The following is a 13,383-nucleotide window of genomic DNA, read 5'->3' as shown; positions in this document are numbered from 1 at the left end:
GTTTTACGAATCCGGATGTCTATTGTTGGTAGCCTTTGTTTTTTGGTTGTATACTCAATGAGATAATGCCGGGACGGTCCACGAAACGGTTGTCTTCAACAAATCTCGAAGCAAGCGGGCAGCATTGAAATTTTCTAAAGAAGTTGGCGAGGCGACACAGCGTATGACTTGGTCACAGGTCGCTTCGTGTCATATCAGGTCACGCTCAGAGATCTTGGTTGGATGGACAAGAAAAATACGAGCAGGTGGCTGAAAAATCGAGTTGAGAGCTCACACCTAGCGACCATCTGCATGGAAGGAATTACGGTTCAAGAGAGGACGGTATTGGTCGAATCCAGCCCTTGGACTTCATTCTTTAAGACGAATGCTTTTAAGGTTCTCAGAAGCTTAGTTGAACTACGGCTTTGTCCCGCGCAGTGGTCATTGAACGGATTTGATCGAACTTTCCATCCTCCGGGCCCTTTGGTGGAAAGAAAGACAAATCCTTCGCCATGGTGGCTCCAGACTCTCTGCAAAAATTGGCAGGCTCACCCCACCAGTCTTCAACCAATAGGTTGTCGTTCACGTCCTTGGACATGTTGTTCTCCTTGTACATTTTGAGGTTTTGGGTCTGCTGTGGCTAGCGGATCGACCTAGTCGATAGGTCTTTCGTCAGCGCGACTGTTTACCCTGCTAGCGTGGCGACTGCATGATCGTGAGAGGTATGCGGTCGATGCATGTTGAGAATGCGTCGAGCTTCATTCGATTGTCCCGAAATTGCGAGCGCATGCGCCAATGAAAACTCAATGATGTCGCGTTGCGCCCGGCTGCCGCCAAGGCGTTCGTGCTCAGACATGACACTTACAAATTTCCCAATCGCTTCGTCCGCGTTTCCATCCGCCAGCGCGCGGAAGGCGCCTGCGACAGAAGCAACGGTGGGGCCTGCGGGTCCCTTTGCGCCTTCAATAGTTGTTTCCAGACGCTCTCTTTGTCCCGCCATCGCATGCGCAAGAGCCGAGTGAACATCCGCGAAAGCGAGGCCAGGTGAAGGAAAGAACCGAACAGCATAATCACTGAGTTGCTGCCAGCGCTCCTGAGGAATTTGCTCGCCAGCCAAAAAGGCGCGGTGAACAATGGCCACACTATCAGTCAGAACGTTCAGTGGTGGCGCAGGAGGTCGGTCGGGGGAAACATAATCATCGAACAGCTTCCACATACCCGCCACATCGCCGCTCTCAAGCGCCCACAGAGCGACGTGCCAACTAAGATGGCAGTGCAGATACGCTGTAAAGGGATAGTCTTGCCAGAACTCGCGCAGATAAGCGTAGCCAGCGTCCGTCTCCCCGTTCTCATAGTAGAGATGGGCCCTGACATGTGCACTGTGTGCGCTGTCTGGTTTCAACTCAAGCGCGCGCTCGATGTTTTCCGCGGCGGGGCCGATCTGTCCAGTCTCCATCTGGGCAAACGCATGCTGGCAGAGAAACCACCAGTCGTCGCCATAGTGTGGCTTCAACATGGTAGTGTACGCAAGCTGTTCTGCTTCACGCCCCGCCTGACCTGAAAACCCTATTAAGCCAAATACGCTGGTACATGTCTGTGCCAGCAAAATATCTCGCGGATGGTCTGCGACGTGATCTCGGACGCGTCTGTAGGCCTGCGGTGCACGTCCGTCAATGAGATCGCTGATAATGTCGATCTGGGCGGCTTCGCGCGGGCTGACGCCATGCGACAGTTCCTTTGCGACGACTATTTCACGCTTTGCATCTTGTCCACGCCCGACAGTAACAAGGTAGCGTGCAAGGCCAACATAAGGCATAGCAAAACTATCATCTGCCCGCATTGCAGAACGGTAGGCTTCTTCAACATCATCAAAAGCACCCAGAAAACGGTCGATGCCTTCAACGTAGGCGTCTCGCGCAGTTTGTGATGTGGTCGTTAGCGGGCTTCCATACCGATCTTCAAGCATCCAAACCTTCCACTATCTGTACCAATCCTGTCCGTCAGTGAGCTTTATGAGCATGCCTAGCCATATACGAGTCAAAGGAAATCGACGTTACGAGGCGCCATGACTTCAGCATCCGTTTCTTTCAGAAGTCTCACGAAATCATTGAAATACCGTTCAAACCAAAGTTGCTTCATCAAATCTCGATTTTCCAAAATTGGACTCCGAAAGCAATTTTGGGGATTATTCCATACGGCTCGACCCGCGTCCGGTTAGAGGAGAACGTAGGTATGACAACCCCAACTCGCCCGCTCATTGATACGGCTTGGTTGGCAGATAACCTGACTGACCCGAAACTACGCATCATTGATGTTCGCTGGAAGTTTAGGGAGGAAAACGGCAAGGGAGTGGCCTATGACGATAGGAGCGAGTTCCAAGCCGAGCACATTCCTGGCGCAGTGTATGTTGGCATGTCGACAGAGCTTGCAGACAGCACTCAGGACACTCCCGATATGATGCTCGGGCCAGAGGATTTTGGGAAATAGATGCGCGAGTTGGGTGTTTCCAACGACAGTCATGTCGTGGTCTACGATGACTCCGGGCTTCCGTTGGCTTCTGCGCGTCTTTGGTGGGCACTTTCGCACTATGGCCATAAAAACGTGCAGGTCTTGGACGGCGGCTTGCAGCAATGGAAACTCGAAGGTCGACCCACTGAAACTGGCGATCTAACCGTTGAGCTTGGCGACTTTGAACCAACAGCGCAGAGGAATTGGATTGCCCGCAAAGTTGATGTCTTGGATGCGATAGGTAAGCCCGAAGTCAGAATTGTGGACTTTCTACCAAACGACCTCTTCCGAGGCGACGGAGTTCACACATGGGGAGGACGCTCGGGACATATCCCCAGTGCAGTCAACATACCGGCGATATCGAACATCGATCCGGATTTGTCACACATACCCATCGGCGATCGTGCAGCTAAACTAAAGGAACGTGGTTCATTCAAGTTGGCGGATCATTCCAAGCTCCTCAAGCACTACCAGGACAAGGGAATTCAAACTGACGATGAGGTCATCGCCTATTGTGGCCGTGGCATCGCTGCTTCTTGTGGGCTCCTTGCGCTGCGCCAAATGGGGTTCGAAAAGTCCCGCCTGTATGATGGTTCATGGGCTGAGTGGAGCGCCGATGAAAGCCTTCCGGTTGAAACCTCGTGAGACTACGATTTTGGATCACTTTGGGTGGTCCAATTATTGACGCGTTGCTAGAAGGATATTTTTGATGACGGACAAATTCCGGCTGACCAAAGAAGCTGCGCAGCGGTACAACAACCATAGTGTGCCTGCGATGTTCGGCCCATTGGCTGAAGCAACCATGCAGAAGGTTCGCCTTCGAAGCGGCACTTTTGTCATCGACATTGCATGCGGCACCGGGGCTTTGACGCGAGAGATTGCAAGGAAACTGACCGGCGAAGCCGGGTTGTTGGCTTAGATCTGAACGAAACCATGATTGAGGTCGCGTAGTCCAATCAGCCGGATTGTTGTCATGTGCTCGAGTGGTATGCAGCAGATGTAACCGAGTTACCTTTCGGAAATGCTACGTTTGACTATGCCTTCATACAACAGGGACTTCAGTTCTTCCCCGACAAATCCGCCGCTTTGCAGGAAGTTCATAGGATCTTGCGCTATGACGGTCAGCTGTTTTTGACATGTTGGCGCGCAGTGCAGCCCTTCAATGGAGCGCTTGCAAAAGCTCTCGAACGGCATGTTGGAACAGATGCCGCAGTAGAGGCCAGAGCGCCTTTTTCGTTTCGAGATGGGGACCTCATTTCGAACTTGTTGGTCGATGCAGGCTTCAAGATAGCTCCTCATGAGCCATTAGTACTTGAGCGAAGATTTATTGATCTTCGTGCAAAAATCATGGCTCTGCCAATCGAAACCGATCTTAGGGATGCAGGTGCTGACGTAACCAACAAGGTCGTGGAAGAGGTTGCAGACGCTTTGTCTAGATATGACAAAGAAGGCGTATTGCACGTGCCGCAAGAAGCGCACCCACGACTCAAGCCTTGATTCCAGCAAACTGAAGGATTGGGCCGCGCGCCGAACTTTGCAAAGTCGGCTTCCTGCGCTTTACTGAAATTTGGGCATCGCGCAGCATAGGTCAAAGTGGGCTCGGAGCAGCCATCCAAGCACTTCGCTCAAACGACTGCTTTATCTTGCTTGAGAGGCAGTGCCTGGTCAGTCGATCAATTTCTGCAGTTCCCTGTCAGCGCGGATAAGTTCATTGATCGTCTTGCGCATTTGCTCGGTTTCTCTCGACCGTTCCCCATGCTTCCACGACGGATGACCCGGCCCAGCAGCATGCCCACCTCTGGCACCATGCATACGACAAACACTCCGGCCTTGAACGGCAGGTGCGCGGCATCGGTGGCCGGTGGATTTCGCCGTGGCGATACATCTGGGCGCATCATTGAGTCGTTTGGTGGGGTCCATGAGGTTGTCGTCACTTTTTGTCATCCGACCGCCCCCCGTTTTGGACATTGCCTACGATAGCCTGACCGCCTTCTTTGACCTCGACGCGCTCGACGCGGACTGTTTGATCTGCCTTGGATCGATACCGTTTCAGGGTTTCAACCTGACTGGTGAAGGTCCGCGCAAGTTTGTTAAGCGCCCGTTCCGCTGAATCTTGCTGCGGGAGAGTTTTGACGTGGTTCAGGCGGCGCGCCATCATCATCGTGGCCTGATGAATTGCACCCATTTGGATCGCAAGCATTGCTTCGATCTCGTCTTGCGGCTTGACCCCGGCAACAACGGACATCACGAAGTTCGACGCGGTCTCAGAAACTGAGCTGTCCTGTTGTCCGAGAATTGCAACTTGATCCATCACGCCTTCGAAGAACCGATAATCAACGGTGCCGAGCTCATGCATCGCCAAAGCACAAGCCGCTTTTGGATCTTCTCCCTTGTGCCCAACCGTAAGTCTCCGCGTCTCTTCATCAAAATCCAACTTGATGTCCGGGGCCCGAACGCGTGACTTCTTCCGTTCCTTCAAATCCCCAATCGCATTGGTTTCTGCTTCGGTAAGCTCGGAGTTCTTTGTCAGCAGATCGTTGTCATTGTCTTTCTGTGTCTTGCTCATGTCCGCCTCGCGTAGCAGGGAGTGGTTAGTATTAGTGTTCCGATTCAGAACCGAAGGACCGGATAGAAACCGGTCTGACGGGTTCTGATTTGGAACCATGGGAGGTCTTTGGGTTCTCAAACGGAACCACAGAGGATGCTGACGGGTCCGTCTCGGAACCGCGTTTTATTTTTTTGGGCTGCCAGAGCCGCCAGTCATTGGTGGATGCTTTCTTGCAATACCGGGTCTGCGTCGCCTTAGTCGTCAACCGCCACTCGTGAGCCCGGCGATGGTACCAATCACCTTCCCGCTCGAGCACAAGGAAGCCTTTGTCCTGCAGATCCTCAAAAGCGCGCTGAACAGTGGCCTTGCCCAATCCCAGTATCTCTGCCGCCTCGTTCATCGACAGAAACACCTTGCCGTTGTTGCCGCCGTTGAAGCGGGTGTGAAGCTCCAACCAGAGCTTCACTGCAGGTCCCGACAACGCTCGCCACGCTGGGGACTTGATCATGGCATAGGGCAGAGGAACGTATTGTCCCTCATCCGACCGTTTGCCCTTGGGAGATCTCCGCCTACTCATCCCCACACCTCCGCTGGAAGTGCTCGGGCAAAGCATCCAGTTCTGGTATGTCGCAGCCGATATGCGCCCGGACGAGCCGGGTCAGGCCGGATTTGGACACACAATACCCGAGCGTATCCCAGGCCGCTCCCCCGGCCGGAAATTGCGGTCTCTGACGCTGAAACAGCCATTGGATACCATCCCGGCAGACAGCGACGCGGTAGATACCATGGCGAAACAGCTCGTCTCGGTAGGTCTCGGCGGTTTCCCGATGATCGGTCTGGGAAAGGGGGCTGTCTTCCAACCCGCTTTCATAGCTTTGATCGCGCGATCTGGAAAAGGATATATCAGCCATGCTCGATCCGTCCTTTCCGTACGATCACCCGTTCGACCGAGTTGCTTTGCGGCGACCAATAGTACCGGCGCTCGTTTTGTCTTGTCGGCGCGGGGCATCCTGTGGCATCAACTGGACTTGCTAGGGTGGCAGTTGATGTCACTGGAAAAGCCCCATCTCCGCGCTTGGAGTTGGGGTTTTTCATTATGCAGCCTCGTTGTTGGGATCGGTGCGCCGGGCCGCCAGCCAGGCGTTCAGATCGGCGCCATGATAGGCGATCCGCCGACCGATGCGGATAAACGCCGGACCACACATGCGGTGACGCCATTGAGCCAGCTTTTCGCGGTTTCCCAGCAATTGCATTTCTGGGTCTTCTGGGAAATAGACCGGGTTGTCATTGAAGACGTTTGCCATCGTTGAAATCCTTCTGGATCAGTTGCGATGGCTCTCAATTACTTTGCGAAGCGTGCTATGTCGTATGAAACAAAGCGAACTAACTTTTCAGACACTTTGTGTTAAACCAAAACAGACTCTAAAGATCAGTCGGACTTGATGTTGGCAAAGTAAATCTTCGCCACTGCGTCATAGGAAAGAGCAATACTCCCCACTTCACTTAATGCTTCGGAAACGTAGTCACATGCTGATGTTTTTTCGCTGACTTGATTTCGGGTCGGGGAAAACCCAACTTCTTCTAAGCATCCCACTGCGAGACCTATTGTATCGTTTCTGAATAAGTTTTTGTTTGGGTTCGGACCCTTAACCGTAGGTCTATGGAACTCGTCATTTAAATAAGCGGCTAACCATCCCCCCAAAGCTGGGCCGAGTGGCCTGTCTCCCCGTCGAAGCAATTGCGAGCAGGTCAACAAAACACCGTCAAAGAGCTCTGTTTTATACAAAGAGCGTCGCAAAATATCCTCTAAGTATTCCTGCGGCGAACCAAATACCTCATTAGGTAGTAGTCCCGGAACTCTTCCAAGAGCGATTTCGACAAAGAATCCTTCACCTTCGTACGCTTGAAGCACCATTTCGCTCCGATGACTTGCAAGTACTTCTTGGCCGTCAAAAAGGTGCAATTCTCCAAGCCTAAGGCACTCGGTGTCTTCGAGAACATACATTGCGATTTCGCGCGAAAGACCGTTCGACGCCATTTTCTTTGCGACTTCAATGCGGTCTTTCAATCTCGTTATGGGATTGGACACTTCTTCTTTATCCATAGTTATTCTTTATTGAATCAAGAGAGTTCTTTCTGGGCCACAAAAGCACACCATGATTGCGCCAGCTCTCGCCGCCGCTCCAACAAATCCGAGCGCGCATAAGCCCGCTCCACATCAGACCCAACCTGATGGGCCAGTGCCGCCTCTGCCAGTTCGCGCGGTGCGTTTGCAGCCTCCGCCGCCCAATCCCGAAACGAACTGCGGAAGCCATGCACGGTGACGCCATCCTGCCGCATCCGGCGCAGCAGCATCAGCATGGACATGTTCGACAAGGGCTGGTGCCGCTTTTGCCCCTCGAACACATAGTCAGAGACAAGCGCGCGCAGCGGCTCCAGAATGGCCAGCATTTCGTTGGTGAGAGGGACACGATGGACCTGCCCGCCCTTCATGCGCTCCGCCGGGATGGTCCACAGGCGCGCATCGGCATCGACCTCGGGCCACTTCATCTCCAGCACCTCTGAGGTCCGGCAGGCAGTCAGAATGGTGAACTGCAGGGCTTTAGCGGTCATGGCTGAACGGGTCTGCAACTCGGCATAGAACGCAGGCACCTCCTGCCACGGCATCGCGTCATGGTGTTGGACCTTGGCTTTGATGGTGGGCAGCACCTTGCCTTCGCGGATCGCGGTCACCGGATTCTCGCCCGAGCGGAAGCCCTTGGACTTTGCCACGTCGAGCACCGTCTTGATCCGCTGCGACAGCCGCTTTGCGGTTTCGTGTTTCTCGGTCCAGATGGGCGATAAGCACATCAGCACTTCGGGTTGATCGACGCTGTCCACCGGCATGCGTCCGATCTTGGGGAACGCATAGTCGCGCAAAGTGTTGAGCCATTGCTGCCCATGCTTAGCATTCTTCCATGTCGGTAGGCGGTCAATGTGAACTTGGCGGCTGAGTTCTTCAAAGGTCGGGATTTCTCGCTGGGCATTGAAACGCGGGTTCAACCCGGCTTTCGCCATCCGACGATATTCGAGGGCTCTTTCTCGAGCCTGGTTCAAAGTGACAACATCTGCGCCACCCAAACCAAAATCCGTTCTCAGCGGTGCGCCCTTGCGGTTTTTCTGCCCTTTGACCGTTACGCGCACGATCCAGCGTCGTGCACCCGATGGATCAACAACAAGATACAGACCAGAACCGTCGCCATGCCGACCCGGACCTAGATTCTCTACCAGATTCTTTGTCAGCTTCCCGCTGAGCGCAGCCATGAAAATACCACAAAAAATACCACTCGACGAAATATGCTAAGAACAATTTAGTAAAACTCAAGATGATACTATGAGGCAGTAAGTGCCGATAATTCCTAGGAATACGGCATGTTATACAGTTCATGCGAATTCACTGAAATTGGTTGATGGCGGAGACGAAGGGATTCGAACCCTCGAGACCCTTCCGGGCCTACTCCCTTAGCAGGGGAGCGCCTTCGACCACTCGGCCACGTCTCCGCCGACGGGTATATCCGTGCCTGTCACCAAGATACAAGGCGATTTTCCTGCTAAATGGCAAAATTCTGCAAACGGCTGCAAATCGGAATTCCGGGGGGCCGTACATGTGACAGTCTTCGTCGAATAACAGCTGTTTTCTTGGCAGGGAGTGCCGGACAAAAACGACGGTTCAACACGAGGCGGCCGTCACCTGACCACAGTCGTTTTTTGGGGCGGTGATATTAAACTTGCCAAAAACATAAGCATTACTGCATATTTGCCTGTATTTAGTCTGCAGATTTATTCTGTTTGTTGTGAGGCATCAATCGGGCTTGGGGTGGTGTGTACCCGGCAGGAACCTTTGGGGGAAAGGGGCTTGGATTGGCTTGGTTAAAAGTGTGTTTGGCAGTTTGCCTTATTGTGATTCTGCCGTCGCAGGTCGTCGCAAATATCGGAAAAGTCGTTAGTGCCAAGCAAGGCGCTCAGGTGACGCGTGCCGGAGAAACACAAGCGTTGCGGACGGGGATGGAGGTCGACTCGGGTGATGCGATCGCGACTGACGGATCAGGCGTGGTTCAGCTTGTGTTTGTCGATGACACGAAAATAGCCATCGGCCCAAATGCGCGTATGGTCATTGATGTCAAAATGCTGCGGAACAACCGCAAGGCCAAGTCCTTTGCGGTACAGGCACTGGGTGGCAGCTTCCGGTTCATTTCCGGAAAAAGCAGAAAGCGGGCTTACTCCATTTCGACGCCATCAGCGACCATGGCGGTGCGCGGAACGACTTTCGATCTCTGGATTGCCTCCGGCGACCAAAGCGCGATGCTGGTTCTGGAAGGCACTGTTCGAATGTGCAGCCTAAGCGGGTCGTGCCGATCCACCGGGAGACAATGCAGCCTTTTTGCGAACAGTAAGGGTGGCGGCGTCGGACGGCCGGTGGATCGCGAGCAATACAGGAAGGCGCTGGAAAGCGGTTTCCCGTTCGCGCGGTCGCAGGAAGGGCTGCTTCCGCCGCTTCAGGTCGAATTTGGCGGCTGTTCCGAAAACGCCAGGCCGGTTCGCTTCTTTGCATCACCCGGTCGGTCTGAACCCCGCCCTGCGCCGCCCGGTGAAACGAGTACCAATGAGGCGCGTGCTGTGTCAGATCCCACCCCGCCAGACAACCGCCCGGATCCGCCATCCCAACCGGACCGTGACCCGGAGCCTGAACCCGAGCCGGAGCCTGAACCCGAGTACGATCCTGAACCTGAGTACGATCCTGAGCCTGAACCAGAACCCGAGCGTGATCCTGAAGTCGAATAGGGTCTCCCGGGAAAACGACTCGGACTGTATTGTCGGAACAACGTGACCCCCTTGCGCCCGGAGGCAGAGGTGACAGCAAGAACAAGGGATAAAAACAGCCGAAAATGGGCATTCCGTCTATTCGGAATTGTTTTGATCCTGTTCGGTTGCTTGGTTCGTTCGATGGACCCCTATCCGGTTCAGATGTCCCGTCTGATCTACTTCGACATCCTGCAAAGACTGTCTCCACGCGAATACAATCCCGACTTGCCGGTGCGCGTGGTCGATATCGATGAAACTTCCCTGGCCAATTGGGGGCAATGGCCCTGGCCACGCACGTTATTGGCGCAAATGGTGGAAAACCTGGGTGAATATGGCGCGGCGGTCATCGCCTTCGACATGCTTTTTGTCGAGCCGGATCGGTTTTCGCCTTCCCGTCTTCTCAATGACCCGGCGCTTGAAGGGTTGGTTGATATCGAACCAGGTGCAAAAGCACTGGATAACGATGTCTTGTTCGGGTTCGAAATGGCCCATTGGCCAGTCGTGCTGGGCGTCGCGGCGCGCCTGACAGGTGGCGACCGCGAGGTGCCACCCAAAACGGGCATTGTCGAAATTGGCGACTCGCCGACGACCGGTTTGATCTCGGTTCCACACTGGGCGCCCCCCGCCGAGCCGCTGGATCGCGCCGCGGCTGGCATCGGAGGGGTCAATGTCTCGCCATTGGGCGGAACCGGGGTGGTCCGGCGCGTTCCGGCACTTTGGCGCGGACCTGATGGAGTGATGCCGGGGCTGGGAATCGAGGCGCTGCGGATTGCACTGGATGAACCCATCATTCTGGCAGAGGGGTCTCAGGACGAACCCGGAATAATGCTGGGCATCGATGTTGGGGGCTACGCGGTGCCTACAACGGAACACGGTGAGATCTGGGTGAAATACCGGCGCGACAATCCAGACCTTTATCTGTCGGCAGACCGCGTCATGCGTTCGGCCGACGATCCGGATCTGCAGGAAAAAATCGAAGGACGCATCATTCTTGTCGGCACCTCGGCAGCTGGCCTGTTCGACATTCACCAGACGTCCCTTGGGGAATCGGTGCCCGGGGTATCCATTCATGCGCAGATTCTGGAACAGATCCTGACAGGCGATATGTTGAACCGGTCAGATGTCATCGCGGCGCTGGAATTGATCGCCTTTGTCATTCTTGGGCTGGTGGTCACGGCAGTCATGTCGAGCTTTGGAGCCGTTGCGTCATTTGTTGCCGGCGGCATTGCGGCAGCGGTTGTGATGGCGGTTGGCTGGCTGGTCTTCCAGAACCAGCAGATCCTTTTTGATGTGACGTTCCCGATGATTGGCGGAATGGCCAATTTCGGGTTGTTGGCGGGCTACATGTTCATTTCGACAGAACGCGAAAAACGCGCCATTCGAAAGGTGTTCTCGCACTACGTCGCGCCCGAAATTCTGGATGAGATGGAAGCAACCGGCCATCAGTTGCATCTGGGCGGTGAAATTCAGGAAATAACCGTTATGTTTTCGGATATCCGCGGGTTCACGCCGCTGTCCGAAGGGGTGACCGCCACCGACCTTGTCGCCCTTCTGAATGAGCTGTTCTCTGAAATCGGGGACCAGATCCTTCTCGAGCGTGGGACGATCGACAAATTCATCGGTGACGCCGTCATGGCATTCTGGAATGCGCCCCTGCCGGTCAAGGATCACCCGCATCGCGCCGCGTTGGCGACATTGAACATGCGCAAAGCACTGGCTGAATTCAACAGATCTGACATCATGAAAGATCGTCCTCCGCTTGCCCTGGCAACCGGATGTGCGACGGGTTGGGCTTGTGTCGGCAATATCGGGTCGCGCAGCCGGTTCAATTACACCGTCATTGGCGATGTGGTGAACGTTGCGGCGCGCATCGAACAGAGTTGCCGCAATGTCGACTATGATATTCTGGTCTCGAACTCGGTACAGGAAGCGACTGAAACGACCCTTGCCACTCTGCGGGCCGGGTTTGTCGATCTGAAAGGCAAATCCCAACCGGAACCCGTATTTGCGCTGGTAGGCGATCAGGAGCTGCTAGAAAGCGAACAGTTTCAGAAACTCAGCGCAGAGCATTCGAACCTGCTGGAAGCCATTCGCAACCGGCAGCCGCATCTCAGGATCATGGAAATGTGCGATAAATGCGCGACGCTCGCGAAACCCGTTGAGCCAGGATTGCTGAGTTTCTACCGCGCGCTTCCAAGGCGTGCAGCAGACTTCCGGCTTGATTTCCCTACCGACAAGATCCTGTTCTCGCACAAAGACCGCGCCTGATTACCAGACGCGCCCATTGTCTGCCAGGTGCTTGTACCCCGGTGACAATTTTCTGATGATATGGGAAAGAACGAAAACGAAGCAGTCAGACAGGCTCGCGGAGGGGTGATACTTCGACCCGGTCCGCAACCCTTCTCTGAAGACAGTAACGGGGTAAATCGGATGCCATTCAAACTGGTTTCCTGCGACGGTGGCGGAATTCGTGGATATCTGACGTGCCGTATTCTGCAGAGTCTGCACGAGGAAACTCAGCTTCTGGACAAGGCGGACGGTTTTGCGGGCACATCGACCGGTGGACTGATCGCGGTGGCATTGGCCGACGGCCGGACCCAGGGCAAGGATATGGCCACGCTGATCGAAAAGCTGGCCGCACACTACCGGGACGACGCCGCCACGATTTTTCGCGAAAACGAACGCAGTCTGCTGGACAAGGTGGCGGACAGGGTTCTGCAGAAATTCAAGCTGGGCGGCGGGCCAGGCATTACGGCAGCGCAGTACAATGCCTCGGGTCTGGCGGAAATCGGGCTGTCGCTTGTCGGCGACCGGACCATATCTTCGCTGTCACGTGATCTGGTTCTGGCGGTCAACACTGTGTGCCTCCATCGCAGTGACAAGGTAGGCTGGGCGCCGTTCACCATCACAAACCATGACGTCGAGCGCGACGCCTGGCTGGACATGAGTGCGGTCAAACTGCTGGACGTGGCCATGGCCAGTTCCGCAGCGCCATCCTATTTTCCGCCGCACCTGATCAGGGCAGAGGGGGTTGATTACGGCTACTTTGCCGATGGCGGCGCTTTTGCCAACAACCCGGTGATGAACGGAATTAACGTTGCCATCGCTGCGGGCCGGGCGCCGGGGCTAGACCAGATCGAGGCCCTGTCGATCGGCACCGGGCAACAGCCCACCGACATCTCGGAACAGATGATCCGGGATCCCGACGACTGGGGTCTGCTCAAGTGGTTTGGTGTCACTTCCAACGCGCCCAAGGGTGCCTTGATCGAATTGCTGCTGACAACATCGGCCGAGAACCTGTACTGGATGGCCCACCTGGTTTTGAAAGACCGTCTGGTCCGCATAAACCCGCCTCTGCCGAAAATGGTCGGGTTGGCGACGCACAAACCGTCGTCTTACACCCTGATGGACCAGGCATTCGAGGCCAGCAAACAAGGCAGGGATTGGGCCAAGGCCGTCGAGATGGCGCGCCGCTGGTAAGGATTGCATCACGTTCCTGATGTCGG

14 protein-coding genes, 1 tRNA gene and 1 pseudogene are annotated in these 13,383 nt (G+C 54.9%); 7 read left to right on the top strand and 9 right to left on the bottom strand.

Annotated elements, in window-relative coordinates; all coding sequences use genetic code 11:
- Positions 1 to 379 precede the first annotated feature (379 nt).
- Positions 380 to 577 (bottom strand): hypothetical protein, encoded by a 198-nt coding sequence (locus ACR3EQ_RS11860; protein WP_170612172.1) that lies wholly within the window; start codon positions 575 to 577, stop codon positions 380 to 382.
- Between the two features lie 87 nt (positions 578 to 664).
- Positions 665 to 1,945, bottom strand: coding sequence for a tetratricopeptide repeat protein (locus tag ACR3EQ_RS11855; RefSeq protein ID WP_170612171.1), 1,281 nt, complete (start codon positions 1,943 to 1,945; stop codon positions 665 to 667).
- Between the two features lie 266 nt (positions 1,946 to 2,211).
- On the opposite strand from ACR3EQ_RS11855, the pseudogene ACR3EQ_RS11850 reads away from it, so the two are divergent.
- The 4 genes and pseudogenes from ACR3EQ_RS11850 to ACR3EQ_RS11835 all read left to right on the top strand — a co-directional run.
- A pseudogene (locus tag ACR3EQ_RS11850) lies at positions 2,212 to 2,607 on the top strand (sulfurtransferase); the annotation flags it as partial.
- Positions 2,581 to 3,132 (top strand): sulfurtransferase, encoded by a 552-nt coding sequence (locus ACR3EQ_RS11845; RefSeq protein WP_480491773.1) that lies wholly within the window; start codon positions 2,581 to 2,583, stop codon positions 3,130 to 3,132. The pseudogene ACR3EQ_RS11850 and the gene ACR3EQ_RS11845, both read left to right, overlap by 27 nt.
- Positions 3,133 to 3,196: 64 nt before the next feature.
- On the top strand, positions 3,197 to 3,406 hold the full coding sequence (locus tag ACR3EQ_RS11840) for a class I SAM-dependent methyltransferase (RefSeq protein ID WP_170612167.1): 210 nt from the start codon (positions 3,197 to 3,199) through the stop codon (positions 3,404 to 3,406).
- Positions 3,407 to 3,462: 56 nt separating this feature from the next.
- Complete coding sequence (locus tag ACR3EQ_RS11835) at positions 3,463 to 3,984, top strand: class I SAM-dependent methyltransferase (RefSeq protein ID WP_480490741.1); 522 nt, start codon at positions 3,463 to 3,465, stop codon at positions 3,982 to 3,984.
- 433 nt (positions 3,985 to 4,417) lie between these two features.
- Here ACR3EQ_RS11835 and ACR3EQ_RS11830 read toward each other — a convergent pair whose 3' ends face one another.
- From ACR3EQ_RS11830 to ACR3EQ_RS11800, 7 genes are all read right to left on the bottom strand, one after another.
- A complete protein-coding gene (locus ACR3EQ_RS11830; RefSeq protein WP_480490739.1) occupies positions 4,418 to 5,053 on the bottom strand; it encodes a hypothetical protein in 636 nt (211 codons plus the stop codon).
- 31 nt (positions 5,054 to 5,084) lie between these two features.
- On the bottom strand, positions 5,085 to 5,612 hold the full coding sequence (locus tag ACR3EQ_RS11825; RefSeq protein ID WP_480490737.1) for a MarR family transcriptional regulator: 528 nt from the start codon (positions 5,610 to 5,612) through the stop codon (positions 5,085 to 5,087).
- Entirely contained in the window at positions 5,605 to 5,946 is a 342-nt protein-coding gene (locus tag ACR3EQ_RS11820) for a hypothetical protein (protein ID WP_170612159.1), read from the bottom strand. The genes ACR3EQ_RS11825 and ACR3EQ_RS11820 overlap by 8 nt, the downstream gene beginning before the upstream one ends.
- 183 nt (positions 5,947 to 6,129) lie before the next feature.
- A complete protein-coding gene (locus ACR3EQ_RS11815; RefSeq protein WP_170612157.1) occupies positions 6,130 to 6,339 on the bottom strand; it encodes a MerR family transcriptional regulator in 210 nt (69 codons plus the stop codon).
- A 125-nt stretch (positions 6,340 to 6,464) separates the two neighbouring features.
- On the bottom strand, positions 6,465 to 7,139 hold the full coding sequence (locus ACR3EQ_RS11810) for a hypothetical protein (RefSeq protein ID WP_480490736.1): 675 nt from the start codon (positions 7,137 to 7,139) through the stop codon (positions 6,465 to 6,467).
- Positions 7,140 to 7,156: 17 nt separating this feature from the next.
- On the bottom strand, positions 7,157 to 8,338 hold the full coding sequence (locus tag ACR3EQ_RS11805) for a tyrosine-type recombinase/integrase (RefSeq protein ID WP_480490734.1): 1,182 nt from the start codon (positions 8,336 to 8,338) through the stop codon (positions 7,157 to 7,159).
- A 147-nt stretch (positions 8,339 to 8,485) separates the two neighbouring features.
- Positions 8,486 to 8,575: transfer RNA gene (locus tag ACR3EQ_RS11800), tRNA-Ser, on the bottom strand.
- Positions 8,576 to 9,040: 465 nt separating this feature from the next.
- Here ACR3EQ_RS11800 and ACR3EQ_RS11795 point away from each other — a divergent pair.
- From ACR3EQ_RS11795 to ACR3EQ_RS11785, 3 genes are all read left to right on the top strand, one after another.
- The gene (locus ACR3EQ_RS11795) at positions 9,041 to 9,856 is read left to right on the top strand and encodes a FecR family protein (protein WP_480490732.1); all 816 of its coding nucleotides are present in this window, start codon (positions 9,041 to 9,043) and stop codon (positions 9,854 to 9,856) included.
- 42 nt (positions 9,857 to 9,898) lie between these two features.
- Positions 9,899 to 12,145, top strand: a complete 2,247-nt coding sequence (locus ACR3EQ_RS11790; protein ID WP_480490731.1) for a CHASE2 domain-containing protein — start codon at positions 9,899 to 9,901, stop codon at positions 12,143 to 12,145.
- Between the two features lie 162 nt (positions 12,146 to 12,307).
- Positions 12,308 to 13,357, top strand: coding sequence for a patatin-like phospholipase family protein (locus tag ACR3EQ_RS11785; RefSeq protein ID WP_170612152.1), 1,050 nt, complete (start codon positions 12,308 to 12,310; stop codon positions 13,355 to 13,357).
- Positions 13,358 to 13,383 lie beyond the last annotated feature (26 nt).

The organism is Ruegeria sp. AN11 (genome assembly GCF_056536005.1).
The sequence above is the reverse complement of the archived record's forward strand: the minus strand, read 5'-3'. Positions and strand labels throughout refer to the sequence as shown.